A 26043-nucleotide genomic window follows, 5' to 3' on the forward strand; every position below is an offset into this window, starting at 1 on the left:
GGCGGGATTAGGAGGCATCACGCCGCTTTGCAAGCCCGTCCGCGATGTGGAATTGCGGTAAGCAATTGATCGAGCGTGGCGGCCCGCACGTTGCGCCGTGCAAGATGATCCAGCACGCCGTCCCACCATCGGTAAAATGCCGCCAGGTCATTTTGGTCGCGCACATAGGGGGTGTGGCCCGGTTCCAATGTGGGGGAATGGAAGCTGAAACTGAGTAGCCTGGCCCCCTCCTCCATCAAGGCGTCGATGGCGCGAAGTGCATCGGGGAGCGGGACGGCTTCGGGTGTCAGGGGGACGCGGCTCAACATGCCTGCGCGTGACATGGCTCCCCCCAGGCGGCCCCTTCCCTGGATGTTTTGATAGAGCCGCTCTCCACCGCGCCGCAGCAGGCCGGTGAAGGCGGTGGATAGCGGGAGTTCGACCAGTTGGCGCTGTGGGCCTGCCCAATAGGGATGGATCGGCATGGATCGGAAATCCGGGCCGTGCTGTGCGCGGTAATCGAAGCGGCTGCGCACGGAGCTGTCCAGCCGGAAACCCAATTCCTCCAGCAGGCGGGCGCTGTGCGGGCCGACCCCGTAGCGGCCGGCGCGGTAGGTGGTCGGCCTTTGCCCGAAGCGTTCGGCCATCCGCTGGCACAGCATTTCCAGCTTGGCGCGCTCCAGCGGTTCAGGCAGAAAACCGGCATAGCTGTTGGCGGGGGTCACTTCCTCGACATGGGGCGGGTTGACCCATGGGTGCAGATGCGCGCCGATATCCGCCGCGCCGTCGGCGATCCACCGGCCCATCATCGCCGCCGCCGCGTCGCTGTCCACGACTGGATAGTCGGTTACGTAGACCGGCTTTATGCCTGCTCTGGCGAAATAGGCCTGCCCCCGCTCCATCCCCGCCAGCGCGGTGACGCTGCGGGATGAACGGTTGAAGGGGGCGGTCCACTCGAATTCTTCCTCGGTATCGACGAACAGCATGAAACGCGTCCCGAACGCCGGGTCGAGCGTGATCATGTCCTCGCTCGCTGGCGGGCGGAGCAGATTGCCGTCGGGGTTGATCGAAGTCATGGCGCGACCCTAACCGCTAATGGTTGCGATAGGATTGCGTTGGTCAGGCGTTGCCCGCGGCGTCTTCCCTTATGCCCAGCGCGGGCATGGTCAGCAGGAAGCGATCCGGTTCGATCCGCAGCGTCCCCCCGCTGCCCGCGGCCAGGCTGCGGATCAGGCGCAGGGAAAAGCCAAGGCCCAGCAAGGGGCCGTCCGCCCAGTCGCCCTCCGTCGTATAGCCGGGGTCGAGGAGCTGATCCTCCTCCATGCCATCAAGGCAGGCGGGGCGATCGACGCCCAGCACGACCGATCCGTTGCCAGTGTCAGGTTGGAACCAGCAGGCGCCGGTCAGCGCTTCGTCGGGGGCCATCACGGAAATAACGGTGCGCATCAGATGTTGCACCATCCGTTCGCCCTGGACAGGATCAATGCGGACCAGCGGGAGGGCGGTTGCCATGTCGATGTCGACCTGTGCGCCGCTGCCTTCGCCCTGTTCCTGGAAGCGGGCGGAAACCTGGGCGACCAGCAGTACCGGATCGACGGCGCTCAGGGCTTCGGCCCCTTCGCCGCGCGACACGCGGGCAGCGAGGTCCAGGTCGTCGAAGGCCGCCAGCAAATGCCGTGCGTCAACAGCGATCTTGCCCGCCATTTCGCGATATTCCGGCCCGCTCGGCCCGAACAGTTCCTGTTCGATGATGTCGGCGAAACCCAATATGGCGTTGAGCGGGGTGCGCAGTTCATGGACCAGCTGGCGCAGGGAGTCCGCTGAAAGGCCCGCGACCGATACCGGTTCGGCGACCGGGGCGGCGGCGACTTCATGGAGATAGGGTCGCCGCGCCTGCCCGCGATAGCCCAGAAAGCGCCCGGAACGGGGGTCGAAAAAGGGTGTGGCCGACAGCCTCCACTCGCCCGCCATCGCGCCGCCCACTATGGTGAAACGGCCATTCTGAAACCCGCTGCGGCGCATGAACGCACCCGCCACGCTGCCATCAGGTCCGCTAGCGCCCGGAAGCGACGTTTCGCCCAGCGACAAGCCAATCAGCGCGGCGCGTGGCCCCTGTTCGATCCAGATGATCATGCCAGCAGCATCGGTTTCGAATGCGAAGGTCCGAACGCTGGTCGCGTCCTGCACCTCTGCCCGCGCTACCTTTGCGTCGGGCGCGCGCCGGGTGCTGGTGAAACGTTCGATGCGGCTGACCAGATTGCGGATCTGGCTATCGCCAGCCTGGGGTTCATCAACCGTTTCAGGCTGCACCTCGTCAACGGGAGCCTCCGCCGGTTCGGTCGGTTCCAGCGATAGCGGAGCGACCATGTCCGGGGTCAGCAGCATGTCTTCGGCCAGGTCGGGCCGATCCCGCAGGTCGGTGGTCAGTACCAGATCGGTCGATCCAAACGCGTCCAGCGCCTGTTGAGCCTCAGGACCAAGGTCGCGCCGCCCGCGCAGCACCCCGCGTGCGGTCGGGGTCAGATGAGGCAGAAGTTCCGCCCAGCGATGGTCCGGCAGTCGTGCGCGTGACATGGCCGCAGCCGCGATGGATGGCCGGTCATTGGCGAAAAACTCTACCAAGGTGGGCGACCGCAGCCGTCCGCCCAGTTCGACGACCGTCGCGATGCGCTGCGTTTCCGACAGTTGCGGCCGCAGTTCCGTCAGGCGGTCCAACAAAGCCATCCGCTCGTCTTCCGGCAGCGACCGGCGGTCGGGGCGGTCATTCTGCGCGAGCAGGTCGACGCACTGGCGCCACAGGGTCACCGCACCAAGGCCGCTTCTATTTTCCGCGGCGAGAACCGTCTGCATCAGATCGTTGAAGCGCACTCTATTCCCTCATTCCAACCCGGCGACATGCAGAAGAAGATCGCGCGGATATGCTGCAGGAATAGGCCTTTGTCGGGCAAAACAAAAGGCACGCGCAACGACCATTTTGGATCGTCGCATAGTGGGACAAATTGCATTGCCCTGAAATATTATTATTATGGCGAGCAAGAATCGAGAAAGGAAATAAGCAAGCGATGGCCGGTCCGAACATCGACGACATCGACCTGCACATCCTGGGCGAGTTGCAGCAGGACGGCCGGATGACCAATGTGGAACTGGCGCGCAAAGTTGGACTGACCGCGCCGCCGTGCCTCCGCCGCGTCCGCGCGCTGGAGGAAAATGGCGCGATCAGCTCATATCATGCCGTCGTCAATCCGGCGATGCTGGGTTACACCATCACCGTGTTCGCCATGGTCAGCCTGAAAAGCCAGGCCGAAGCCGACCTGAAGGCATTTGAGGACCATGTAGCCGCCCTGCCCGAAGTGCGGGAATGCCATATGCTGAACGGCGAAATCGACTTCATCCTGAAGGTGGTCGCGCGGGATTTGCAGAGTTTCCAGCAGTTCCTGACGTCGAAGCTGACACCCGCACCGAATGTGGTGAGCGTGAAGACATCCCTCACCATTCGCACATCAAAAACCCTTCCGGGCGTGCCGTTGCCGGTTTGACCGGCAACGGCTTTAGTTTAGCTGAATGGCGTTCAGCTGGCTGGTGAAGTGTTGGCAGGACGTTCGGCCACCTTGCGACTTTGCTGGTCGATCCACACCGTCCAGAACCCCGCGACATTGGCCCAATTGCCGTCCACTTGCGCCAGCGCAGCCTTGCCACCCGGCAGGTCGCCCGAACGCGCGAGTGCGATGCCCAGCCGTGTGTTAGCCCGACCCCGATCAACGCCGCCCTTGCTCAACGCCAGGCGATATTGTTCGACGGCCTGCGGAAACTGGCTGAGCGAGAAATAATCGTCCGCCACCGCCAGCGCCGCCGACCCATCCTTTGCCGACGCTGCTTTCTTGGCAGCGGCAGGCAGACCCGCGATCTGCTTGGCTGCCTTGGGCGTCACGCTCTTCATCACCGCAGCCGTAGCAGCCTGGGTCGAAGTCAGCTTGCCAGCGGCGCGCCCTGCTTCGATGATCGCCTTTGCTTCGGCATGGTTGCCTGCCTTTTCGGCGAACTGGGCATAGGCCTGATAATCGCGCTCGCTCGCCATCGCGCCGTTGGCGGCCTGCAGCCGATAGAGGTCAAGCTGGACCTGGGCGTCCATGCCGGGAGCCGTCAGATAATTGGCGAGCGCCGACCGCCATTCGCCAGCCGAGCCATAAAGGGAGAGACGTTCCCGATAGAGGGAGCCGAGTTCCGACCAGTCGCCCGCCGCATAGGCCATGGAGATCGAACGGTCATACCAGGCGGCAGGGATCGGTTGCCCCGACGCCCGCTGGCGAGCGAGCGCTTCGCGTACATAGGGCCGTGCATCCTTGGGCTTGTTCTTGCGGAAATAAATGTCCGCGCGCAGCATCGTCGCGTCGATGCCATCATATCCCAGCGTCTTGGCATAATCGAGTTGCGCCAGCGCGTCGTCGTTATTGCCCACGACATAGGACAGATAGCCCGCGATATAACGCAGTCGGGGGGCATCCTTTTTCGGCACGGACCCGGTCTTGAACATGTCGGTCAGGGCGATGCGTTGCGACTGAAAATCCTGCCGCAGCACAGCGACCTCGAACCGCAGCCCTGCCGCTACATAGGCTTCGAAATCGCTGGACGGCATCAGTCCGGCGACCCGCGCCTGCGCCGAAGCCGCGTCGCCCGCCTTGATCGCAGCGTCGGCGGCATAGGCCGATGCGCGGAAGGATTCGGACATCTGGACTGCTGGCCCGGTCGCAGACTGTTTTTTGGCCATTGCGGGCGTTCCAGCCACGACCATTCCGGCAGTCGCCAGCAACCCATAGGTGATAATCGATAGTCGAATGCGGACCATGTCGGGCCGTCCCCCTTGCTTTCCCGGACCTATATCGCCCGGCCCTGTTATATAGCCGTTGTCCCGGTAAAGGCGCGCCCGCCACGGCAGCGGGCGCGCCCTGAGCGATCAGGCCTTGGTGGCGAGATAGGCCAGCCAGAGGTCCGCGATCTGCTTGCGAGCGCCCGCCTGAACCGATTGCAGCGCGGCCTTGGCAGCGGCTACGTCGCCGCCCAGCGCCTTCGCAATGCCCAGCCGGGTGTTGACTTCATCCGCATCGACGCCGCCCTTTTGCTTGGCGAGTTCGAACATCGCGGCGGCCTTCGCATAGTCGCCATAGCCCAGATAGGCGTCGGCGGTAGCGGCAGCGATCTTGCCAGTGGCGGCCTTTCGCGCGTCCGCTTCGGCGGACGGAAGCGAGCTCTTGTCGCTGGCGATCTTGGGCGTGGTGGTCTGGTAGACGTCGGCGCCGGCAGACCCCTTCAACACGCCCTTTGCGCGGCCTGCTTCGATGGCCGATTTAACTTCGCCATAAATGCCGGTCTTCGACGCCATTTCGGCATATTCGGTATAGTCACCGGCCACGACCAGGCCGCCCGATGCCGCCATCAGGCGCAGCACGTCCAGATTTTCGCGGGGGGAGATGTTGGGATTGGATTGTTGAAACAGGCGGATCAGGGTGCGCAAATTCTCGCCGCTCGGTTGGGCCTGATAGGCGGCCTTCGCCCATTCAGCGGTTTCGGGCAGGCGTGCCCCTGCTGCACGGCTGACGCCGATCTGATACCATTGCGCCGGAACCTGACCGCCCGCCGCCTTCGTGGCGTCCGCTGCCGCCTTCAGCGCGGCAAGGCCCTGCTGGTTAAGGCCACGCGCCGGTTCCACCGATGCGTTAGCGGTGCCAGCCTTGCCGAAATAGGCCTGAGCCAAGGTCACATTGACGGCTTCGGGCTTGTAGCCTGCCTGCGCGGCGGCCTTTGCGCGTGAAATGGCGAGGTCATAATTTTTCGCCTGCAGCGCCTGGTCGGCGGCAATGGCGTTGAACTGGCCAAGCTGATCGGGCGGGGTAAGGCCGCTGTCCAGCATCTGCGTCAGAGCTTCGCCCTGCAGAGCGTTGTCCTTGGCCGCGATGGAGGTGTTCAGCTTGACGGCGCCGATCTGATATTTGTCGTCGTTCGACTGCGCCTTGGCATCGGCGTCCGTCAGGGCAGCCTTGGCCGCGACGAAATCATTCTTCTGGGTCGCTTCCTGAGCGGCCTGCAAGGATTTGATCACCTCGGCCGATACGTTCAGCTTGGGCGCTGCGCCCTTCTTGTCTTCCTTCTTGGCGGCCATTGCCGGAGCGGAAACCGCACCGCCGGTAAGCGCCAGAACCAGCGCGAGCGCCACGGGGGTAACAAAACGCATGATCATCTTCTCCTCTGCGCCCGGGGGGACAGGCGACCTTTGGTTATGCGCCGATTAGGGGGCGACGCGTGAATGACGTTTGAACAGCGTATATGCACCACTTCCCAGCCTGTCAGCCCCTTCTTGCAGCTTGTTTATCGCGAGCGCGCGCGCGTGCGTGAGGGGTGACAGATTTGTTTCGCTCCGCTAGTGCATGAGCAACGAAACAGTTCCATCCAAAAAGAGAATCGCATTGACCGACGAGACTGCCCTCGCCGACCCTTCGGACATCAGCCCCATCTCCATCGTGGACGAGATGAAGGCCAGCTATCTCGACTATGCCATGTCGGTGATCGTTTCCCGCGCACTGCCGGACGTGCGCGACGGGTTGAAGCCAGTGCATCGCCGCATTCTCTTTTCCGCCCATGAATCGGGCTTTCAGCACAACAAGCCCTATCGCAAATCGGCGCGCATCGTCGGTGACGTGATCGGTAAATATCACCCCCATGGCGACAGTTCGATCTACGACGCCCTGGCGCGCATGACCCAGGACTGGTCGATGCGCGTGCCCCTGATCGACGGCCAGGGGAATTTCGGGTCGATGGACCCCGATCCGCCGGCGGCGATGCGCTACACCGAAGCGCGCCTGGCCAAGGTGACGAGCGCGCTGCTCGACGATCTGGACAAGGATACGGTCGACTTCCAGCCCAATTATGACGCGTCGGAAAACGAGCCGCAGGTCCTGCCCGCGCGCTTTCCGAACCTGCTGGTCAATGGCGCGGGCGGCATCGCGGTCGGCATGGCGACCAACATCCCGCCGCACAATCTGGGCGAAGTCGTCCGCGCCTGCCTTGCCTATATCGACAATCCGGCGATCAGCGTGGACGACATCATCCAGATCGTCCCCGCGCCGGATTTCCCCACCGCTCCGCTGATCCTGGGCCAATCCGGCGCGCGCAGCGCCTATCATACGGGCAGAGGCTCAATCATGATGCGGTCGCGCCATGTGGTTGAGGAAGGGCGCGGCGACCGTCGTTCCATCGTGCTGACCGCCATTCCTTTTCAGGTCGGCAAGAACGGCCTGGTTGAGAAAATCGCCGAAGCCGCCAAGGACAAGCGGATCGAAGGCATCAGCGACATTCGCGATGAATCCAACCGCGAAGGCGTGCGGATCGTCATGGACCTGAAGCGGGACGCCACGCCTGAGGTCGTGTTGAACCAGCTGTGGCGCAACACGCCCGCCCAGTCGAGCTTTCCGGCCAACATGCTGGCCATTCGTGGTGGTCGCCCGGAACTGCTCAACATCCGCGACATCATCGAAGCCTTTGTCCGCTTCCGTGAAGAGGTCATCACCCGCCGCACCAAGTTCGAACTGAACAAGGCACGCGACCGGGCGCATATCTTGCTGGGCCTGGTCCTGGCGGTCACGAACCTGGACGAAGTCGTCCGCATCATTCGCGGTTCGCCCAGCCCGGCGGTCGCGCGTGAAACCCTGCTCGACCGCGCATGGCCGGTGGCGGAAATCGCGCCCTATCTGCGCCTGGTCGAAGCGATCGAGAATGAAGCTGGCGGCGACACCTACAAGCTGTCCGACATTCAGGTCCGCGCGATCCTGGACCTGCGCCTGCACCGACTGACGGCGCTGGGCCGGGATGAGATCGGCAATGAACTGGCCGGACTTGCCACCGCCATCGCCGAATATCTGGCCATATTGGGCGACCGGAAAAAGCTCTACGCCGTGATGCGCGAGGAGTTCGAGGTGATCGAGCGCGACTTCGCCACGCCGCGCATTTCCGAAATCACCGCTGCCGCCGACGGCATCGACGATGAAGACCTGATCGAGCGTGAGGAGATGGTCGTCACCGTCACGGTGCAGGGCTATATCAAGCGCACCCCGCTCGAAAGCTTCCGCGCCCAGGCACGCGGCGGCAAGGGCCGTTCGGGCATGGCGACCAAGGATGAGGACGCGATCACCGAACTGTTCGTGACATCCACGCACACACCGGTTCTCTTCTTCTCGACGGCCGGCAAGGTATATCGCCTGAAGGTATGGCGCCTGCCCGAAGGTGGTCCGGCGACGCGTGGCCGCCCGATGGTGAACCTGCTGCCGCTGGGTCCCGGCGAAACGATCCAGACCGTCCTGCCTCTGCCAGAGGATGAGGACAGCTGGAAGGACCTGCACGTCATGTTCGCGACGGCGAACGGCACCGTCCGCCGCAATAGCATGGATGCCTTTGCCAACGTGCCGAGCAACGGCAAGATCGCGATGCGCTTCGACGATGACAGCGACGACCGGCTGATCGGCGTCGCGTTGCTGAACGAAGGCGATGATGTGCTGCTCGCCACCCGTCAGGGCAAGGCGATCCGTTTCGCAGGCACCGACGTGCGCGAATTCCAGAGCCGGACCTCGACCGGCGTGCGCGGCATGACGCTCAAGAAGGATGACGAGGTGATCTCCCTCTCCATCCTCACCCGATCCGGCGCCAATCAGGAGGAGCGGGACGATTATCTGCGCTTCGCCCCGTGGAAGCCGGAGAAGGAGGGCGAACCCACGATGGCGCCCGAACGCTTCGCCGAGTTGCAGGAAAAGGAGCAGTTCATCCTGACCGTCTGCACCAACGGCTATGGCAAGCTGTCGTCCGCCTATGACTATCGCCGCACCGGGCGCGGTGGTCAGGGGATCACGAATATCGACAATATCGGCCGCAACGGCCCGGTCGTCGCCAGCTTCCCGGCGCGCAAGGGCGATCATCTGATGCTCGTCACCGATCAGGCAAAGCTGATCCGCATGGGCCTCGACACCCTGCGCGTCATCGGCCGCAACTCGGCGGGCGTGCGCCTGTTCAACGTGTCCGACAATGAGCATGTCGTGAGCGCCGCGAAGATCGAGGAAAGCGACGAGGCCGAGGAAGCGGCGGAAATCGGGTCGGAAGCCGGGCCGGACTCCAGCGAGGCGTGAAAGACCTGTTCGCCTACAAGATCCTGACCAGGGATCAGTATGACCAGCTAAAGACCGACGGCCTGTTCAAGGGCGCGCCGGTCGATCTGGACGACGGCTATATCCACATGTCCACCCGCGAGCAGGCGGCGGAAACCGCGGCAAAGCATTTCGCGGGCCAGGATAATCTGGTGATGGTGATGGTCGATCTTGCGCCTTTTGGCGAGGCGGTGAAGTGGGAAGAGTCTCGCGGTGGCGCGCTATTCCCGCATTTATATGGTGATCTGCCGTTGAATGCGGTCGCGGGGAAGGTCGTGCTGCGACTGGATGAGCAGGGCAAGCATCTGTTTCCGGCGGGATTTTAGCTCACCGTTCCTTTCGAACAAATTTGCGAGTGCCCATCGGCTCAGTCACTATACTGAAAGTCTGGGGTGGCAATTCACGGCCAGTCCGAACGCGTCATGTGCAAAGGCCGACATATCGAGCGGCAGGGCACTTTCCGCGCCCAGTCTGGATGATAGGGTTGGGTAGAGAGCGGACATTGATGTTCGCTCTGGATGAGGTGCTCGTGCGAAGGCAGGAGCCCAGTCCCGCCCGGAGTAGATCATTGCAGCGTCTGAACTGGGCTCCTGCCTTCGCAGGAGCACGGCGTGCCTAACAGCAGCAACGGTCGGCTGCCGTCGAGCAGCTTACCAGCTTGGAAACGGATCAGCAGTTTATCGGCGCCATGCGGTTCGCAGCATGGCAGCGGCCATGCGGGGTGATTAGCTGACTGGCGGATTGACGGGTGCAAGTGCCGTTGAACGGACATAAAATCCATCGTCACCCCAGCGAAGGCTGGGGTCTCGGGCCGCAGTGCGCTACGGTGGGGACATGGCGCTCAAAGCCTGGAAGCGGGAACGGAAAATTCGGCTTATTGAAGAAAGCAATCCAGGTTGGCGCGATATGTCAGACGTTATCCTCTGACCGCCTGAGACCCCAGCCTTCGCTGGGGTGACGATGAGGGGGACAGCTACTTGCAAGTAATGGCCCCCGCATATTCTGAAAACCATGTATCGTCGAAACCGGCTATTCCACTCTTTCCATCCGCACCACCTTCCCGCGCGTCACCCAATACTCAAACCCGCCCCACCTGATCCGGCTTGAGCATGCCGCCACCAACTGCATCCCCCAGTGCGCCCAGCACACCGCAAAGGGCGCAAGGACATCCCACCAGAGCGACCGCTGCGCCGCCTTCGTCTGGTTTGGCTCCGCCACGCCTGCGATGATCTGACGTCGCGCCAGTGCTCGTCCCACAGCCGCAGCATAGCCCATGGCCACGGCGCTCCAGCCGCCCCAGCCGAGCGCCCAGACCCAGCCGACAGCCTGCGCCCCCACCACAGCGCAAGCGACCGCCCACATGCCGGGGCTGTTCGTCCTGATATGCCGATATTGCCGCACGCCAAAACTCATCGCGCCGCGCGCTTCCAGGGGTGAGGCCACCAGCAAGTCTCGAACGGGCCGCAACCGCAGCTTCGCGCGCCATCCGGCCAGTCCGATGGCCATGTCATCCGACAAGCGCCCGGCCAGTGCCGCATCCAGATCAAGCCGTTGTGCTACGTCGCGGGTCAAGGCCATTGCTCCGCCCCATGGCATGGTGGCGCTCGCGGCGCGGGGCAAGGTTGCCAGTTGCATCTCGACCGCGCCGACCAGGGCCGCGACCGGGTTCGCATCTGGCAGCAACATCCGGTATCCGGTGACGATGTCCGCCTTCCCCCGCACCAGAGGAAAGAGCAGCCGCCCCACCAGTCGCGTGGGCGGCAAGATGTCCGCATCCACGAACAACAGATAGCGATCCTCCGGTCGCAAGGACCGCAAGGCGGCGCGCAGTTTGTGGACTTTCTGCCCCTCATCCACCGCGATACCGGCGCGGACGAGTTGCACCCAATCCCCCTCTTGCGCCGCGAGTGCATCCGCGGCCGAACACGCGCCCGATGTCGCAATCACCAAGCGAAACCGCGCCGTCTGCGCCTTTAACCGCGCGATCAGTTCCGGGCCGCCATCCCAATCGTCGCGCACGGATAGCAGCACGACCACGCCGCCGGGCGCTTCCTCTTGGCGGTCCCGTGGCAAATGCCGCCAGTAGTTCAGCACCCCCGCAAGGCTCAACCCCTGCAACGCGATCCATAGTCCCAAGGCCCAATTCATCTGCAATCCAAGCCCTTTACCACCCTGACCGCTGCTGTATGACGGCAGGCGCGATGCTCTCCAACCCCTTTCTCTTCACCCTGCTCCGCATACTGCCCGCGTCCATTGCGTCATGGCTGGGGGGCTGGCTGTCGGCGAATATCGCGCGACGGACCATGAAGCTGCGCGACCAGCGCGCCCGCACCAATCTGGCCATCTTGCGCCCGGACCTGGATGAGGCGACGCGGGAGGCCATCCTGGCGCGGCGCTGGTTCAACCTTGGCCGCACCATGGCTGAACTGGCCAATGTGGACAGGCTGGTAAATCCCCAGCATGTCAGCATCGTGGAAGAGGCGGCTTATCGCGAAGCGCTCGCATCGCCGCGCCCGATGATTTTCCTGACGGTTCATGTCGGCAATTGGGATCTTCTCGCTGCGCATCTGAAGGCGTCGACAGACCGTCCGCCGCTGGGCGTGTATCAGCCGCCCGCCGATCCGGCGCAGGCCGCGATGCTGCAACGTGCGCGCCAAAGCTATATGGGGGAAGCGATCACCGGCAGCGCAGCGGCCCGCGCGATCCTGCGCCATTTGTCGGACAAGGACCGGGCAATGCTATACATATTGGTGGACGAACGGCGCGACCGTCAGGTGTGGTTCCCGCGCTTTGGCCGTGATCTGCCGCCATCGGGCAACCTGTCTGTCGCGCTGCGTCTGGCCCGCAAGGCGGGGGCGAGATTCCTTCCTTTCTACATGGTCCGATCCAATGGCCCGAATTTTCGCGTACATTGGCATCCGCCGATTGATCCGGCCGCGATCAGCGACGATGAGATCATGGAGCAGGTCGATAGCTTCCTGGGCAAGGCCTGCGTCGATCATGCCGACCAATGGCTGGCGCTGCATGACATGGACCTGACAGCGCCTTGAGTTGTTCCGTGCTCCTGCGCAGGCAGGAGCCTAGTCCCACCCTCTGAACTGGGCTCCTGCCTGCGCAGGAGCACGGAGCATATGGTTCTCGATGACCTCACCCGCTAAAGCCCCTGCATGTCCCGACTCGCCATCAAAATTTGCGGCCTTTCGACGCCGGAAACGGTAGGTGCCTCCGTAAAGGCTGGCGCGACCCATCTAGGCTTCAACTTCTTCCCGAAGAGCCCGCGCTATGTTGAAGTGGAACAATTGCGCGCACTTGCACCGCTTGTTCCCTCATATGTGGAGCGCGTCGCCGTACTAGTCGACCCAACCGACGAAACCCTCGCCGAACTCACGGCACCAAATGTCCTCACTGCCCTGCAACTCCACGGCAAGGAAAGCCCCGAACGCACCGCCGCCATCGCTAAGCGCTTCAACCTCCCCGTCTGGAAAGCCATTTCCGTAAAAACCCGCGCCGACATCGACGCAGCAAAAGCCTATACCGGCGCGGCCGACCTCCTGCTCTTCGATGCCAAAACACCGGATGGCGCGGCCCTGCCCGGCGGCATGGGCCTGCGTTTCGACTGGACCCTGCTGCGCGGCGTCCCCATATCCGTTCCCTGGGGCCTGTCAGGTGGGCTTGGCATCGACAATGTCGCCGAGGCGATCCGCATCACCGGCGCCCCGATGATTGACGTTTCTTCGGGCGTGGAAAGCGCGCCCGGCATCAAGAGTGTGGACAAGATCATGGCCTTCTGCAAAGCGGCTCAGCCATTATGACCATCAGCAACTCTCTCCGCTCCCAGCCGGACGCGTCCGGCCATTTCGGTGCCTTTGGCGGTCGCTACGTCGCCGAAACGCTGATGCCGATCATCCTGGAACTGGAAAAAGTCTATCGGGACGCAAAGCAGGACCCGGATTTCGAAGCCGAGTTTGAGGAACTGCTGCGCACCTATGTCGGTCGCCCCAATCCGCTTTACTATGCCAGCCGCCTCACCGAAGCGCTGCGCGCGGGTGCCGAACCGGGCAAGGGCGCGAAAATCTATCTGAAGCGCGAGGAGCTGAACCACACCGGCGCGCACAAGATCAACAATTGCATCGGCCAGGCGCTGCTGGCGCGGCGCATGGGCAAGAAGAAGGTCATCGCTGAAACCGGCGCGGGCCAGCATGGCGTAGCCACCGCGACCGTCGCCGCCCTGTTCGGCATGGAATGCAAGATATTCATGGGCGCGAAGGATGTGGAGCGGCAGAAGCCCAACGTCTTTCGCATGAAGCTGCTCGGTGCGGAGGTGATCCCGGTGATCTCCGGCTCGCAGACGTTGAAGGACGCCATGAATGACGCGCTGCGCCACTGGGTGTCCAATGTTCACGACACTTTCTACATCATCGGCACTGCCGCCGGTCCCCACCCCTACCCGGAGCTGGTGCGCGATTTCCAGTCGGTGATCGGCAAGGAGGCGCGAGCGCAGATACTGGAGATTGAGGGGCGCTTGCCTGACATGCTGATCGCCCCGGTCGGCGGCGGGTCCAACGCGATCGGCCTGTTCCATCCCTTCCTGGACGATGTGGACGTGAAGATGATCGGCGTGGAAGCGGCTGGCGAAGGGCTGACGGGCAAGCATGCTGCGTCTCTCGCAGGCGGTGCATCGGGCATATTGCACGGCAACCGCACCTATTTGCTGCAGGACGAAGACGGGCAGATCACCGAAGCGCACAGCATTTCGGCGGGGCTGGACTATCCCGGCATCGGTCCTGAACATAGCTGGCTGCATGAAATCGGTCGGGTTCAATATATGCCGATCACCGATGACGAGGCGCTGGCCAGTTTCCAGAAGCTGTCCGCACTCGAAGGCATCATTCCTGCGCTGGAGTCCGCCCACGCCATCGCTTCGGCGGAAAAGGTCGCACCGACCATGGATGCGGACCAGATCATCGTCGTCAATCTTTCCGGTCGTGGCGACAAGGATATCTTCACCGTGGCGAGCGCGCTGGGAGTGGAAATGTGAGCCGTCTGCACAAAATCCAAACTCCTGCGCAGGCAGGAACCCAGACCCGCCGTCCGAACCGGACTCCTGCCTTTGCAAAAACAGGCTGCGCCAGGATCCCCCATGACTGATCGCCTCGCCACTCGCTTCGCCGCCTGCAAAAGCGCGGGCCGTGCCGCACTCGTCACCTTCGTGACCGCTGGCGACCCCACCGTGGCCGCCACTCCCGCCATCCTCGACGCGCTGGTGGCGGGCGGCGCGGACATCATCGAACTGGGAATGCCCTTTACCGATCCGATGGCGGATGGCCCGGCAATCGAACTGGCGAACCTGCGCAGCCTGGGTTCGGGGACGAAGACGAAGGACATATTTCACCTAGCCACCACATTCCGCGCGCGCCACCCGCACACGCCGTTGATCCTGATGGGTTACGCCAATCCCATGCTGGTGCGCGGATCGGAATGGTTCGCCGACCAGTGCCGCGAGGCTGGCGTCGATGGCGTAATTTGCGTCGATGTGCCGCCTGAAGAAGATGCCGAACTTGGCCCGGCTTTGCGCGCCGCTGGCATCCACCTCATCCGGCTTGCGACGCCGACGACCGACGCAGCTCGGTTGCCCGCCGTCCTGAACGGCGCGAGCGGGTTCCTGTACCATGTGGCGGTCGCGGGCATCACCGGCAAGCAGCAGGCAGCCCAGGCCGCCGTTGAACAGGCGGTCCAGCGACTCAAGGCCGCAACCGACCTGCCCATCGCGGTCGGCTTTGGCGTGCGTTCGGCAGAGCAGGCCGCCGCCATCGGCCGCGTCGCCGACGGCGTGGTGGTGGGGTCGGCGATTGTCGACATCATCGGATCGCATGGCGACGCCGCCGCGCCCTTCGTTCAGGAGTTCGTCGCGACCCTGCGCGGCGCTCTCAACGCCAACAGCCCCCATTTTCGGGAGACCGCCGCATGACCTGGATCAATCGCGTCCGCAAGGCCATCCCCTTCATCGCGAAGAAGGAAACCACCGCCGAAACGCTGTGGCACAAATGTCCGTCCTGCACCGAGATGATCTTCATCAAGGAATGGGAGGATAATCTTTCCGTTTGTCCGCGCTGCGATCATCATGGCCGTATTGGGCCGGCCGAGCGGTTCAGCCATATCCTCGACGCCGGATTCATCCTGCTGCCAACGCCCCCGGTTCAGGAAGACCCGCTCAAGTTCCGCGATTCCAAACGCTATCCCGACCGGATCAAGGCTGCCCGCGCGCAGACCGGTGACCAGGATGCGCTGATCAATGCGCGCGGCGCCATCGATGACGTGCCGCTGGTCATGGGCGTGCAGAATTTCGCCTATATGGGCGGGTCGATGGGCATGGGCGTAGGCGCGGCCTTCATCCAGGGCATCAACGAGGCGATTGGCCACAAATGCCCCTATGTCATCTTCACCGCAGCGGGCGGCGCGCGCATGCAGGAAGGGATTTTGTCCCTGATGCAGATGCCACGGTCGACGGTCGCCATCCAGAAGCTGCATGCGGCAGGCCTGCCCTATATCGTCGTCCTGACCGATCCGACGACGGGCGGCGTGACGGCGAGCTACGCCATGCTGGGCGATGTGCAGATTGCCGAACCCAACGCCCTGATCGGCTTTGCGGGTCAGCGCGTCATCGAAAGCACGATCCGCGAAAAACTGCCGGACGGGTTTCAGCGCGCCGAATATCTGCTGGAGCATGGTATGTTGGACATGGTCGTTCACCGCAGCGAATTGCGCGACACGCTGGCGCGCGTGATCGGCTATCTGGCTCCGCGCGCCGCCGCCTGATTCTTCACGCAAGGGCGCGGACTCGATCACAGCTGGTGGATTATGCCCTGTCCGCCTTTCGCTTTCGCGCTTCGACCTGGAGCATGATCGGATCATATGGGATCGGCTCATGCTCTATCTTCTTGTTTTTGGTATTTTCCGAGTCAGCAGATGAATCCATCTGCTTCGAAAATGCTCTAGCAGGTGATGCCCCCGGCCATGCCCGACCACGCCATTTCCGATGATCCAGAGGTGCAGGCGCAGCTTGACCGCCTGGCGACCCTGTCGCCGGGTGCGGACATATTGGGCCTTGAACGCATCACGCAGTTGCTCGACCGGCTCGGCGATCCGCATCGTGCGCTGCCGCCAGTGTTTCATGTCGCGGGAACCAATGGAAAGGGGTCGACCTGCGCCTTTCTGCGGGCTGCGCTGGAGGCGGATGGCAGGAGCGTTCATGTCTTCACTTCGCCCCATCTCGTCCGCTTTAACGAGCGAGTGCGGTTGAACGACCGGCTGATCTCCAACGAAGCGCTCGCTTTATATCTGTCCCGCGTGCTCGATGTGGCGGAAGGGATCGGCGCCAGCTTCTTTGAGGTTACGACCGCCGCCGCCTTCCTGGCCTTTGCCGAACATCCCGCCGACGCCTGTATTGTGGAAGTCGGCCTTGGCGGACGGCTCGACGCGACGAATGTCATCGAACAACCCGCTGTCTGCGGTATTGCCCAATTGGGCATCGATCATGAGGCGTTCCTGGGGAACAGCCTGACCGCCATCGCCGCCGAAAAGGCTGGCATCGCAAAGCCCGGCGTGCCGCTGGTGACCCACCGCTATCCTGAACGGCTGACCCCGGCGATACGTGGAACGGTCGATCGGGTGGGCGCGACCTGGCTGCCGATGGGGGAAAGCTGGGACGCCGCCGCCTATCGTGATCGCCTGCATTACCGGGACGAGCAGGGCCGCATCAACACGCCCCTGCCCCGGCTGCCGGGCGCGCATCAGGTGCAGAATGCAGCGCTGGCCTTTGCCATGCTGCGCCATCAGAGCGCCGTTCCGGTGAGCGAGTCCGCTCTGAAGGCCGCGCCGCTTTGGGCGAGCTGGCCCGCGCGGCTCCAGCGGTTGGACAACGGACCGCTGCTGGCCCCGCTGCCGCCCGGCGCCGAAGCATGGCTGGATGGCGGTCACAATGCCGCAGCTGGCGAGGCGATCAGCGCATTTTTCACCGCCGACCGGGCGGGCGATCAGGCGTTACACCTTATCATCGGCATGCTGGCGAACAAGGATCTGGAGGCGTATCTCGCCCCGTTCGCGGGCCGCATTGCCCATATCCATGCCCTGCCCGTCCCCGGCCACGATCACCATCCCGCCAGCCGATTCGCCACCGTGGCCGCGCAGTGGGGCATTGGCTGCACGGCCCATGATTCCCCTGCGCAGGCCATCGCCGCCGTCGCCCGGCAAAGCGCAGGCGACCCGCCAAGGGTGTTGATTGCGGGGTCACTCTACCTCGCAGGAGAAATTTTGCGGTTGAACGGACAAAATCCAGACTGAATAGACTTGCGATTCATTCTCAATAGCGTAAACCTGCATCGCGACATAATGGATGAAGGTTAGCGCACATGGATCATGGAGAGACTTCGCACATCGACCTGCCCCGGCCCATTCCGGGCGGATATGGCAACCGCCTTTTCCTTTATATCCTGAGGCGGATGGCGACTGCGGGCGTGAATGACGCCCACGCCGCCAATGCGATGATCGGCGCATTCGGGCGCAGTTATCGCCGCCCCCTCATCCTGATGCGCGCCATGATGCTGGAACTGGCCCGGACGGCATCACGCAAGATATTGGTCGCGCCCTGCTGTTGCGCCCGCATGACTGTCGACGAAGGCGTGTTGATGCAAGCTGTCGGCACGTCGATCCAGGACCCCCGCATGGCCTATGATCAGGTCGCGACCCTGCTGGGCAATGATAATGCGCTGGGCGCGCTCACCTGTCTTCAGGCGGTCGCCCAGGCGCATAATGACCTGGGACGCCCGCTCGATCTCTACGCCGCTGGCTGACTGACTTCATCGGTGGCCGCGCTGCCGATGCTGGCGTCCACCAGCCCGGCGCGCATCATCAGCCAGAACAGGATGATGCCCGGCATCGCCAGCGCGGTGGTCAGCAGATAGAAATCGACATAGCCGAACCGTTCGATCAGCGTTCCGGCCGATGTCCCAGTCAGGAACCGGCCAACGATGCTGGCAGCGGCAGAGATCATCGCATATTGCGCGGCGGTGAAGCGCAGGTCGCACAGCGCGGAGAAATAGGCGACGACAGCGACGCCGCCAATGCCGCTGGCGAAATTTTCAAAGCCGATGGCGCCCGCCATGCCCAGATTGCTTTTCCCCGCAGCCGCCAGCGCCGCGAAGCTGAAATTCGACACCGCCATCAAGACCAGGCTGATCAACACCGACCGTTTCAGCCCCAGTCGCGCGTACAGAATGCCGCCCACGAATATGCCTGCCAGCAGCGCCCAAAATCCCACGCCCACATCGTAAAGCGCGATTTCGTCATTGCTGTAGCCAAGGTCGTTGAACAGCAGGCGGAACGTCAGGTTCGCCAGCGTGTCGCCAATCTTGTGCACGATGATGAACAGCAGAACCAGCAAAGCGCCCTGGCGCTTGAAGAAGTCGATGAACGGCCCGACGATCGCCTGGACCAGATCGCCGCCCGATTTGCGCGATGCTATCTCACGGTGTCGTTCAGGCTCCCCAACGATCAGCGCCGCCAGCATTGCGGGCAGCGCGAACAGGGAACAGACGATATAGGCCGCCGTCCAGTCCCAATGCTGGGCCACCACCAGCCCCAATGCGCCCGCAGCGGCCGCACCGATGCGCCAGCCATATTGCGACATGCCCGCGCCGACGCCCAGCTGGTCAGGCCGCAGGATTTCAATGCGATAGCCATCGATGATGATGTCGAATGTCGCGCCCGCTATGCCCAGCAGGATTGCCGCGCGCACCGTGGCCATGAGGTCGGACGATGGGTCCACCACCGCCAGGTTGACGACGGCGGCCATCACCAGCACGCCCGCGAACAGCATCCACGACACACGCTGTCCCAGGCGGTGCAGCAAGGGCAGCTTCACCCCTTCGACCACCCAGGCCCACAGCCATTTGAAATTATAGGCGAGCAAAACCAGGCTGAACGCCGTCACGCTTTTCTTGTCGATGCCATCCTGCGCCAGGCGGGAGGCGAGGTTGGCCCCAACCATCGCGAAGGGAAAGCCCGACGATATACCCAGAAACAGCGCCGCGAGGGGTGCCTTTTCAACATAGGGTTTGACCGCATCGACCCAGCTTCCGGTGCCCGTGGCGATGTCGGTCATGAATATGCGCGCTCCCGATAATGCGTAACGCGCGCCACCATATGGACAAATGCCGTCGAGACAACCCGCTGGCTGCGCATTCACGACATCCAGCTTATTCGACCGTCATTATCGCGATGATCAGCCGACCAGATGTAGCGCCGGGTCAGGAAAGCTGGTCGCTGCCGTCGCCCTCGGCCTCGCCGAACAGGCGGAGGCCCGCGGGCAGGCGTGTCGGCTGTATCCCGCGTAGCCTGGCTTCGATGACGTGAATGGCGGCGATCAGATCGCGTGGGAGATAGGGTTTGGCTAAACATCCCACGGCCATGTCGATGGCGTCCACCGGGCAGGCGCCGGTCACGAACAGCACCGGCAATCCTCTTTCATGAGCATGGCGCGCCACGTCGACGCCGGTTTTGTCTCCATGCAGGGCAATGTCGGCGATGACGATATCAACCTCATCATCCTCGATCACGCTAACCGCATGGTCATAATCCTCGACCGTGGCCGCGACGTGATAGCCCGCCTGTTCGAGGGCATGTTCATTGTCGAAAGCCACCAATGGCTCATCTTCGACGATCAGCACGTTGCGGATCGTCTTCATTTCCCGGCCTTGCCGCGCCTCGCCCTTTACAAGCCCGAAAAACATTTGCCGATCTGCCCCATATGCGTCATTCACCCGACCAACGCGCAGTGCGTCGTGCGGGTTTCAGCCAAGCAAAACAGCCGACGCTCGCACTGACGACAGGGCGGCACGTTTCGTCATTTTCATGGCATTACCGATATGGGAATGCCCATCGCCGATAAAAGGAAGTCAGTCGTGGAACCGCCGAAAAAATCTGGACCGCCCCGCAGGGCTGGACCTGGTGGCCCCCGACGTCCGTTTGGGAGCAAGCCTGAGCCGGGTTCGCGGCCTGCTCGCCCGCCTTTTCGCAAGCCACGGACGGGGCCGACCACGCCCGCGAACCCGCATCCTGGTCGCGCCGCTGCTGCTGCCAGCGGCCAGAGCGAACCGCAGCGCGTCGCCAAATTGCTCGCCCGTGCGGGGATCGCGTCACGGCGCGAAGTCGAACGGATGATCGAAGATGGCCGGGTGACGCTGAACGGAGAGGTCGTTACCACGCCCGCGACCTTGCTCAGTTCGCTGCGCGGCGTCGCTGTGGACGGCAATCCGGTCGCACAGCCAGCCCCTACCCGGCTGTTCCTGTTTCACAAGCCATCCGGCTGCCTGACGACGGAGCGGGACCCGCGTGGGCGCGCGACCATATATGACCGATTGCCCGCCGACCTGCCGCGCGTGATGCCGATCGGTCGGCTGGACATGACGACCGAAGGGCTGCTGCTGCTCACCACCGACGGAGAGTTCAAGCGGCAGATGGAATTGCCCGCTACCGGCGTTCCCCGGACCTATCGCGCCCGCGCCTTTGGCGACATCAGCCAGGCGCAGCTGGAGGACCTGATCCACGGTGTCGAGATTGAGGGCATGCGTTATGGCGCGATCAACGCCAATCTGGAACGCCGGACCGGCCGCAACCAGTGGATAGAAATGACGCTGACCGAGGGCAAGAATCGCGAAGTGCGGCGGGTCCTGGAACATCTGGGGCTAGAGGTCAGCCGCCTTATCCGTACCAGCTATGGTCCTTTCCATCTGGGCGAACTGGCACCCGGCGCGGTCGAGGAGGTCAAGGAACATGACCTTAATGTCTTCCGCAAGGGGCTGAAGAACGCCAAGGGCTGACCCCTTCTTGCTGGTTCGACAAACCTACTCCATCCTTCTATCTGGATCGCACGCCATGAGAATAATCGCAGGCCAATGGCGAGGCCGCACGCTGACAGCGCCAAAGGGCGACGCCACCCGCCCGACGGCGGATCGGACGCGCGAAACGCTGTTTTCCATGCTGGTGAGCCGGTTGGGGTCTTTTGACGGACTGGCCGTGGGGGATTTTTTCGCGGGATCAGGCGCGCTTGGCTTTGAAGCACTGTCGCGCGGCGCCGCCACCTGCCTGTTCGTGGAGCAGGACCGTGCCGCGCTGGACGCGATCCGCGCCAATGGGGACCGGCTGGGCATTCGCCCCGACATTCGCCAGAGCAGCGTCCTGTCGCTGGGGAGTGCGCCCAAGCCGCTCGACCTTATCTTCATGGATCCGCCCTATAATAGCGGCGCGGGCGCGGTGGCGCTCGACAAGCTGGGACGGCTTGGATGGACTGGCCCTGCGACCTGGATCAGCGTTGAAACAGACCGGCGGGAAGATATCGATGTGAAGGGCTTTACCGCGGATACAGTGCGCGATGTCGGCAAGGCCCGGCTGACGCTGTTGCGCGCATCCGAGTGATTGTTTGCGGCGCGCTTCCAGCCCTTCCCTGCCGGGGGAGCTGGAAGCGTGCGGTCAGCGTTTACGCGGCTTCTGCATCCTCATAGGCCTGTGCTTCCTTGCCGATCAATATGTCAGCGAGGAACCAGTAAGCCTTGCCCCATGCTTCCAATACCGCGTCGGTCGCGACATCTTCGCCCAGAACGTCGCGGATCGCAGGCAGAAGCGCCTGGGCAACCTTGGGATAATGTTCGGGCTTGACGCCGGTTTCGACATGCCGCTGCACCATCCGTTCAACCGCGCCGCCCAGCGCCTGCAACTTGTCGATATTTTCGGCATATCCCAAAATGGCCGCAGCCAGTCGCTTGGGCTGCTCACCGCTTTCCTGCGCGGCTTGATCGAACATGTCCTTGATCGACGCATCCTGAAACAGGCGGGCATACATGGCCGTCGTGATGGCGACGCCATGCTGGCGCAGTGCGGGAGCGGTCGCCTTCACGATCGCGATGGTTTCGGCACTAAGCTGGTTCATGAAATGCACCCCTCTGGTCTGATTCGGTAAAGGTGTATTTACCGAGCATGTTTTAACATGTAAATATCATACATGTTCTAAAGCGGAAGCCGCGTGCCTAACGACAACCGATGCAACTGACCCGGCATACCGATTACGCCCTGCGCGTACTTCTTCATCTGGCGGTGGTGCCCAATGGGCGCGCCACTATCGGTGAGATTGCCGACGCCTATGACCTGTCGCGCAACCATTTGATGAAGGTCGTCCACCATCTGGGACGGGGGGGATTTATCGAAACCCAACGCGGGCGCGGCGGCGGTTTCACCCTTGCGCGGGTTCCTGAACTGATCACGCTGGGCGATGTGGTCCGATATACTGAGCCTGACATGAATATGGCGGACTGTGGCGGCTGCGTCTTGCGCACCGCATGTGGTCTGACGTCGATATTACGAGCAGCCGTGGGTGCATTTCTGCAGGTGCTCGATCAGCACAGCCTTGCCGATGCGGCGCAGGACCGGGCAGGGCTGCTCGCTTTGATCGCGGCCCTGCCCGTCCAAGTCCATTAGTTAGCGACGGTTGCGCACCGCCTTCTTCGCTTCGCCCGGATTGATGCAACTGTCCTGAACAGTCCTGCTGCACAGCGGGTAGTCCTTTGCCTCGGTCGGCGGGGGTGTCATGTTTCCGCCAACCGTAACAGGATTAGCCGAGCTTCCGACGGGCGCGGCGGGGTTATCGGGCACTCCTGCGGGTGCGGGCACCATTCCCGTGGTGGGAGGGACGGCCCCTGTCGGTTGCGAGGCGTTCGGATCTGCACCCGTCGATGGCGTTGCAGGGCTGACGCTGGGGTCGGCAGGATCTGCCGGCATTGCTGTTTCGGGAGGCTGCGCCGTCGCCGCGCCGCTATCCTGCGCAATCGCGACGCCAGCGGCGCTGGTCGTAAATGCCAGCGTGGCGATGCCTGCAAAGATGATCGATTTCATCGGGCTTTCCTTTCCTTATTGTCACCCTTGATCCCTTCGGACTGGGCAACAAACCGGATTGGTGAACCGCGCGTTCCTGACCCGGCGACGAACCGTTTCCAATGCGCCGCCAGATGAGTGATCCTGACGCCCTACCCTTCAGGAAATCGATCGAATTTGGGAAGTTCATGCGCTTGCCCCATCCAGGGCGCTGCTTCCGCCCATTGGACATGAATGGCGGGCGGATAGACGGATTGGTCGTCCAAGGTCGCGGTTTGCACGTCGATCATTCCGGGGAATGCCGACGAATTGGTATAGAAAAGCCCCGTCCCGCACTTTCCGCAAAATTGGCGCGTGACATGTTCCGACGACCGGTAAAGCGTCGGCGATCCCGTCACCCGAACGTTGTCCTGCGAAAACAATGCCCATCCAACCATATGCGCACCAGCGCTGCGGCGGCAGTCGGCGCAATGACATAATGCGCTGTGATGCGGATCACCCTCTACCTCATAGCTTATATCGCCGCACTGGCATCGTCCGGTCGCCATGACATTCCTCCTTGCAGAATTCCCCTTTTGTTCTCATAGATCGACGCACGCCGCAAGTCCTTGGCCTTGCCCCCATCCGTTCCACTACCTAGTTGTCCTTTCATGACCCTGCCCGCCCCCTCACCTGACGATGCCCCCTATCTTCAGGGACTGAACACGCCCCAGCGGGAAGCCGTCCTTACGACCGAAGGCCCGGTGCTGGTGCTCGCGGGCGCAGGCACAGGAAAGACGGCGGCACTGACGGCCCGGCTCGCCCATCTGGTTGCCACCCGCCGCGCCTATCCATCCGAAATTCTGGCCGTCACATTCACGAACAAGGCGGCGCGGGAAATGCGGGATCGGGTCGGTCGCATGATCGGCCCTGCGGTGGAAGGCATGCCCTGGCTGGGCACCTTTCACGCCATCGCCGCCAAGATGCTTCGGCGCCATGCGGAACTGGTCGGGCTGCAATCAAACTTCACGATCCTGGATACGGACGACCAGTTGCGCCTGATGAAGCAGCTGATCCAGGCCGAGGGCATTGATGAAAAGAGATGGCCTGCCCGGCAGTTGGGCGGCCTGATCGACCAGTGGAAGAACAAGGGGCTGACGCCAGAGGAAATCGGCGCGGGCGAAAGCGAAGCCTATGCCAATGGTCGTGGGCAGAAGCTGTACGCCGCCTATCAGGCCCGCCTGCGCGCTGTGAATGCGTGCGACTTTGGCGATCTGCTCCTGCATGTGCTCACCATCCTGAAACGCCACCGCGATGTTCTGGAAAGCTATCAGCAGCGTTTTCGCTACATCATGGTCGACGAATATCAGGACACGAACAGCAGCCAATATCTCTGGCTCCGCCTGCTCGCCCAGCAGCGCAAGAATATCTGCTGCGTCGGTGATGACGACCAGTCCATCTATAGCTGGCGCGGGGCCGAAGTCGCCAATATCCTGCGTTTTGAAAAGGATTTTCCTGGGGCGAAGATCGTCCGCCTGGAACAGAATTACCGTTCGACGCCCCACATATTGGGCGCGGCATCCGGGGTGATCGCCGAAAATGGCAATCGCCTGGGCAAGACATTGTGGACCGATGTCGACGTGGGGGACAAGGTCCGCGTCATCGGCGTATGGGATGGGCCGGAAGAAGCGCGGCGAGTCGGTGATGAGATTGAAACGATCCAGCGCGGTGGCCAATCGTTGGACGATATTGCCATATTGGTTCGCGCACAGCACCAGACCCGCGAGTTCGAAGATCGTTTTATCCAGATCGGCATGCCCTATCGCATCGTTGGGGGATTTCGCTTTTACGAACGCGCCGAAATTCGCGATGCGCTCGCCTATCTGCGCCTTGTCAACCAACCCGCCGACGATCTAGCCTTCGAACGGATCGTCAATGTTCCCAAACGCGGCCTTGGCGACAAGGCCGTGGAGAAGCTCCACCGCCTGGCGCGGGCGGAAGGCATAGCGTTGACGCTGGCGGCTGCGCGCATTTTGGACACGGACGAACTGACGCCGCAGGCGCGCCGCTCGCTGGGCACGTTTATCGGCGACCTTGCCCGCTGGCGCGATCGCGCGGCGCAACTGCCCCATGCGGAGCTGGCCCGCCAGATTCTGGACGAAAGCGGCTATACCGCGATGCTCCAGGCCGAACGCACGACCGAAAGCGCGGGGCGGCTCGAAAATCTGAGCGAACTTGCCCGCGCGATGGAGGAATATGAAACGCTGGGCGCGTTCCTGGAGCATGTCTCGCTCGTCATGGACAATGAAGCGCAGGCGGAGGAGCGCAAGGTCACGATCATGACCATCCATGCCGCCAAGGGGCTGGAATTCGACACGGTTTTCCTGGCGGGTTGGGAAGAAGGACTGTTCCCGTCGCAACGCGCTCTGGATGAAGGCGGCCTCAATTCCCTGGAGGAAGAACGCCGGCTCGCCTATGTCGCGCTCACCCGCGCGCGAAAGCGCTGCGTCGTCCTGCATGCGGCCAACCGCCGGATCTATGGCCAGTGGACCAGTTCCATCCCGTCACGCTTCGTGGGCGAACTTCCGCCCGAACATGTGGAGGAGGAAAGCAGCATGACCGGAGGCGCGTCGCTCTGGCGCGCGAACTGGTCGGAACGCGCCGATCCCTTCGCCAATGTTCAGCGCGGTTCCGGCCGTGGTCCCGGCTGGCAACGCGCCCAGCAAGGCGGCCATTTCGTGAAAGAGCCGGTGCGCATCGTCGAAGCGCGCGCTTCGGCGGTTTCGCTGGGCAACAAGGGCCGCAATGATGTGAGTCTGGGCCTGCGCGTCTTTCATCAGAAATTCGGCTATGGCACGATCGCCCAGATTGAAGGCAACAAGCTGGAAATCGATTTCGAAACGGCGGGGCGCAAGCGAGTGATGGACAGCTTCGTTCAACTGGCTTGATCCCCCCACATATCGCCCCTGCCACGGTCCTTTGC

The 26043-nt window shown here is 62.9% G+C and carries 24 protein-coding genes; 14 read left to right on the forward strand and 10 right to left on the reverse strand.

Annotated elements, in window-relative coordinates; genetic code table 11:
* Nucleotides 1–17: 17 nt before the first annotated feature.
* Both ACI3KQ_RS05330 and ACI3KQ_RS05335 read right to left on the reverse strand, forming a co-directional pair.
* Nucleotides 18–1055: a polysaccharide deacetylase family protein gene (locus ACI3KQ_RS05330; RefSeq protein ID WP_404955516.1), complete on the reverse strand. Its 1038-nt coding sequence runs from the start codon at nt 1053–1055 to the stop codon at nt 18–20.
* Nucleotides 1056–1098: 43 nt separating this feature from the next.
* A complete protein-coding gene (locus tag ACI3KQ_RS05335) occupies nt 1099–2847 on the reverse strand; it encodes a sensor histidine kinase (protein ID WP_404955518.1) in 1749 nt (582 codons plus the stop codon).
* Between the two features lie 194 nt (nt 2848–3041).
* Between ACI3KQ_RS05335 and ACI3KQ_RS05340 the strand changes: the two genes are divergently transcribed.
* A complete protein-coding gene (locus ACI3KQ_RS05340) occupies nt 3042–3515 on the forward strand; it encodes an Lrp/AsnC family transcriptional regulator (protein ID WP_404955520.1) in 474 nt (157 codons plus the stop codon).
* Between the two features lie 32 nt (nt 3516–3547).
* Here ACI3KQ_RS05340 and ACI3KQ_RS05345 read toward each other — a convergent pair whose 3' ends face one another.
* Nucleotides 3548–4822, reverse strand: coding sequence for a hypothetical protein (locus ACI3KQ_RS05345; protein WP_404955522.1), 1275 nt, complete (start codon nt 4820–4822; stop codon nt 3548–3550).
* A gap of 108 nt (nt 4823–4930) precedes the next feature.
* On the reverse strand, nt 4931–6205 hold the full coding sequence (locus ACI3KQ_RS05350) for a hypothetical protein (protein WP_404955524.1): 1275 nt from the start codon (nt 6203–6205) through the stop codon (nt 4931–4933).
* Nucleotides 6206–6437: 232 nt separating this feature from the next.
* Here ACI3KQ_RS05350 and gyrA point away from each other — a divergent pair, with 232 nt between their 5' ends.
* Nucleotides 6438–9143: a DNA gyrase subunit A gene (gene gyrA, locus ACI3KQ_RS05355; RefSeq protein WP_404955526.1), complete on the forward strand. Its 2706-nt coding sequence runs from the start codon at nt 6438–6440 to the stop codon at nt 9141–9143.
* The gene (locus ACI3KQ_RS05360; protein ID WP_404955528.1) at nt 9140–9487 is read left to right on the forward strand and encodes a DUF952 domain-containing protein; all 348 of its coding nucleotides are present in this window, start codon (nt 9140–9142) and stop codon (nt 9485–9487) included. Before gyrA ends, ACI3KQ_RS05360 begins: the two co-directional genes overlap by 4 nt.
* A gap of 703 nt (nt 9488–10190) precedes the next feature.
* Here ACI3KQ_RS05360 and ACI3KQ_RS05365 read toward each other — a convergent pair.
* Nucleotides 10191–11309 carry a glycosyltransferase gene (locus ACI3KQ_RS05365; protein ID WP_404955530.1) on the reverse strand — a complete coding sequence of 373 codons (1119 nt, stop codon included), beginning with the start codon at nt 11307–11309 and terminating at the stop codon, nt 10191–10193.
* Nucleotides 11310–11362: 53 nt separating this feature from the next.
* Between ACI3KQ_RS05365 and ACI3KQ_RS05370 the strand changes: the two genes are divergently transcribed.
* The 7 genes from ACI3KQ_RS05370 to ACI3KQ_RS05400 all read left to right on the forward strand — a co-directional run bounded on the left by ACI3KQ_RS05370 (nt 11363) and on the right by ACI3KQ_RS05400 (nt 18010).
* Nucleotides 11363–12211, forward strand: coding sequence for a lysophospholipid acyltransferase family protein (locus ACI3KQ_RS05370; RefSeq protein WP_404955532.1), 849 nt, complete (start codon nt 11363–11365; stop codon nt 12209–12211).
* Between the two features lie 117 nt (nt 12212–12328).
* Complete coding sequence (locus tag ACI3KQ_RS05375) at nt 12329–12973, forward strand: phosphoribosylanthranilate isomerase (RefSeq protein WP_404955534.1); 645 nt, start codon at nt 12329–12331, stop codon at nt 12971–12973.
* A complete protein-coding gene (gene trpB / locus ACI3KQ_RS05380) occupies nt 12970–14199 on the forward strand; it encodes a tryptophan synthase subunit beta (protein WP_404955536.1) in 1230 nt (409 codons plus the stop codon). The genes ACI3KQ_RS05375 and trpB overlap by 4 nt, the downstream gene beginning before the upstream one ends.
* Before the next feature lie 102 nt (nt 14200–14301).
* Complete coding sequence (trpA, locus tag ACI3KQ_RS05385) at nt 14302–15129, forward strand: tryptophan synthase subunit alpha (RefSeq protein WP_404955538.1); 828 nt, start codon at nt 14302–14304, stop codon at nt 15127–15129.
* Nucleotides 15126–15977 (forward strand): acetyl-CoA carboxylase, carboxyltransferase subunit beta, encoded by an 852-nt coding sequence (gene accD, locus ACI3KQ_RS05390; RefSeq protein WP_404955540.1) that lies wholly within the window; start codon nt 15126–15128, stop codon nt 15975–15977. Before trpA ends, accD begins: the two co-directional genes overlap by 4 nt.
* Before the next feature lie 198 nt (nt 15978–16175).
* Nucleotides 16176–17501, forward strand: coding sequence for a bifunctional folylpolyglutamate synthase/dihydrofolate synthase (locus tag ACI3KQ_RS05395; protein ID WP_404955542.1), 1326 nt, complete (start codon nt 16176–16178; stop codon nt 17499–17501).
* A 68-nt stretch (nt 17502–17569) separates the two neighbouring features.
* A complete protein-coding gene (locus ACI3KQ_RS05400) occupies nt 17570–18010 on the forward strand; it encodes a DUF6628 family protein (protein WP_404955544.1) in 441 nt (146 codons plus the stop codon).
* On the opposite strand, the gene ACI3KQ_RS05405 is transcribed toward ACI3KQ_RS05400, so the two are convergent.
* Together ACI3KQ_RS05405 and ACI3KQ_RS05410 are read right to left on the reverse strand one after the other, a co-directional pair.
* Nucleotides 17995–19320 (reverse strand): AmpG family muropeptide MFS transporter, encoded by a 1326-nt coding sequence (locus tag ACI3KQ_RS05405; RefSeq protein ID WP_404955546.1) that lies wholly within the window; start codon nt 19318–19320, stop codon nt 17995–17997. The genes ACI3KQ_RS05400 and ACI3KQ_RS05405 overlap by 16 nt on opposite strands.
* Before the next feature lie 145 nt (nt 19321–19465).
* The gene (locus ACI3KQ_RS05410; RefSeq protein WP_404955548.1) at nt 19466–19948 is read right to left on the reverse strand and encodes a response regulator; all 483 of its coding nucleotides are present in this window, start codon (nt 19946–19948) and stop codon (nt 19466–19468) included.
* Nucleotides 19949–20119: 171 nt separating this feature from the next.
* On the opposite strand from ACI3KQ_RS05410, the gene ACI3KQ_RS05415 reads away from it, so the two are divergent.
* Nucleotides 20120–21037 carry a pseudouridine synthase gene (locus tag ACI3KQ_RS05415; RefSeq protein WP_404955550.1) on the forward strand — a complete coding sequence of 306 codons (918 nt, stop codon included), beginning with the start codon at nt 20120–20122 and terminating at the stop codon, nt 21035–21037.
* 31 nt (nt 21038–21068) lie between these two features.
* The gene (rsmD, locus tag ACI3KQ_RS05420; protein WP_404955840.1) at nt 21069–21632 is read left to right on the forward strand and encodes a 16S rRNA (guanine(966)-N(2))-methyltransferase RsmD; all 564 of its coding nucleotides are present in this window, start codon (nt 21069–21071) and stop codon (nt 21630–21632) included.
* A 61-nt stretch (nt 21633–21693) separates the two neighbouring features.
* On the opposite strand, the gene ACI3KQ_RS05425 is transcribed toward rsmD, so the two are convergent.
* Complete coding sequence (locus tag ACI3KQ_RS05425; protein WP_404955552.1) at nt 21694–22143, reverse strand: globin domain-containing protein; 450 nt, start codon at nt 22141–22143, stop codon at nt 21694–21696.
* 110 nt (nt 22144–22253) lie between these two features.
* On the opposite strand from ACI3KQ_RS05425, the gene ACI3KQ_RS05430 reads away from it, so the two are divergent.
* Nucleotides 22254–22688 (forward strand): RrF2 family transcriptional regulator, encoded by a 435-nt coding sequence (locus ACI3KQ_RS05430; RefSeq protein WP_404955554.1) that lies wholly within the window; start codon nt 22254–22256, stop codon nt 22686–22688.
* Here the strand turns inward: ACI3KQ_RS05430 and ACI3KQ_RS05435 are convergent, their stop codons facing one another.
* Both ACI3KQ_RS05435 and ACI3KQ_RS05440 read right to left on the reverse strand, forming a co-directional pair.
* The gene (locus ACI3KQ_RS05435; protein ID WP_404955556.1) at nt 22689–23102 is read right to left on the reverse strand and encodes a Fe-S oxidoreductase; all 414 of its coding nucleotides are present in this window, start codon (nt 23100–23102) and stop codon (nt 22689–22691) included.
* A gap of 131 nt (nt 23103–23233) precedes the next feature.
* Nucleotides 23234–23629, reverse strand: a complete 396-nt coding sequence (locus ACI3KQ_RS05440) for a GFA family protein (RefSeq protein ID WP_404955558.1) — start codon at nt 23627–23629, stop codon at nt 23234–23236.
* 102 nt (nt 23630–23731) lie between these two features.
* Between ACI3KQ_RS05440 and ACI3KQ_RS05445 the strand changes: the two genes are divergently transcribed.
* The gene (locus ACI3KQ_RS05445) at nt 23732–26008 is read left to right on the forward strand and encodes an ATP-dependent helicase (RefSeq protein ID WP_404955560.1); all 2277 of its coding nucleotides are present in this window, start codon (nt 23732–23734) and stop codon (nt 26006–26008) included.
* Nucleotides 26009–26043: the final 35 nt, after the last annotated feature.

Source organism: Sphingobium sp. ZW T5_29 (genome assembly GCF_044987515.1).
GTDB lineage: Bacteria > Pseudomonadota > Alphaproteobacteria > Sphingomonadales > Sphingomonadaceae > Sphingobium.

Bases quoted from the DNA above. Each gene is read 5' to 3' on its own strand.
- ACI3KQ_RS05435 (WP_404955556.1), bottom strand. From the start codon at position 23,102: ATGAAATCGATCATCTTTGCAGGCATCGCCACGCTGGCATTTACGACC.
- ACI3KQ_RS05345 (WP_404955522.1), bottom strand. From the start codon at position 4,822: ATGGTCCGCATTCGACTATCGATTATCACCTATGGGTTGCTGGCGACT.
- ACI3KQ_RS05445 (WP_404955560.1), top strand. From the start codon at position 23,732: ATGACCCTGCCCGCCCCCTCACCTGACGATGCCCCCTATCTTCAGGGA.
- accD (WP_404955540.1), top strand. From the start codon at position 15,126: ATGACCTGGATCAATCGCGTCCGCAAGGCCATCCCCTTCATCGCGAAG.
- ACI3KQ_RS05350 (WP_404955524.1), bottom strand. From the start codon at position 6,205: ATGCGTTTTGTTACCCCCGTGGCGCTCGCGCTGGTTCTGGCGCTTACC.
- ACI3KQ_RS05430 (WP_404955554.1), top strand. From the start codon at position 22,254: ATGCAACTGACCCGGCATACCGATTACGCCCTGCGCGTACTTCTTCAT.
- ACI3KQ_RS05340 (WP_404955520.1), top strand. From the start codon at position 3,042: ATGGCCGGTCCGAACATCGACGACATCGACCTGCACATCCTGGGCGAG.
- ACI3KQ_RS05440 (WP_404955558.1), bottom strand. From the start codon at position 23,629: ATGGCGACCGGACGATGCCAGTGCGGCGATATAAGCTATGAGGTAGAG.
- ACI3KQ_RS05330 (WP_404955516.1), bottom strand. From the start codon at position 1,055: ATGACTTCGATCAACCCCGACGGCAATCTGCTCCGCCCGCCAGCGAGC.
- ACI3KQ_RS05405 (WP_404955546.1), bottom strand. From the start codon at position 19,320: ATGACCGACATCGCCACGGGCACCGGAAGCTGGGTCGATGCGGTCAAA.
- ACI3KQ_RS05410 (WP_404955548.1), bottom strand. From the start codon at position 19,948: ATGTTTTTCGGGCTTGTAAAGGGCGAGGCGCGGCAAGGCCGGGAAATG.
- ACI3KQ_RS05370 (WP_404955532.1), top strand. From the start codon at position 11,363: ATGCTCTCCAACCCCTTTCTCTTCACCCTGCTCCGCATACTGCCCGCG.
- trpA (WP_404955538.1), top strand. From the start codon at position 14,302: ATGACTGATCGCCTCGCCACTCGCTTCGCCGCCTGCAAAAGCGCGGGC.
- ACI3KQ_RS05400 (WP_404955544.1), top strand. From the start codon at position 17,570: ATGGATCATGGAGAGACTTCGCACATCGACCTGCCCCGGCCCATTCCG.
- ACI3KQ_RS05425 (WP_404955552.1), bottom strand. From the start codon at position 22,143: ATGAACCAGCTTAGTGCCGAAACCATCGCGATCGTGAAGGCGACCGCT.
- ACI3KQ_RS05375 (WP_404955534.1), top strand. From the start codon at position 12,329: ATGTCCCGACTCGCCATCAAAATTTGCGGCCTTTCGACGCCGGAAACG.
- trpB (WP_404955536.1), top strand. From the start codon at position 12,970: ATGACCATCAGCAACTCTCTCCGCTCCCAGCCGGACGCGTCCGGCCAT.
- ACI3KQ_RS05395 (WP_404955542.1), top strand. From the start codon at position 16,176: ATGCCCGACCACGCCATTTCCGATGATCCAGAGGTGCAGGCGCAGCTT.
- ACI3KQ_RS05365 (WP_404955530.1), bottom strand. From the start codon at position 11,309: ATGAATTGGGCCTTGGGACTATGGATCGCGTTGCAGGGGTTGAGCCTT.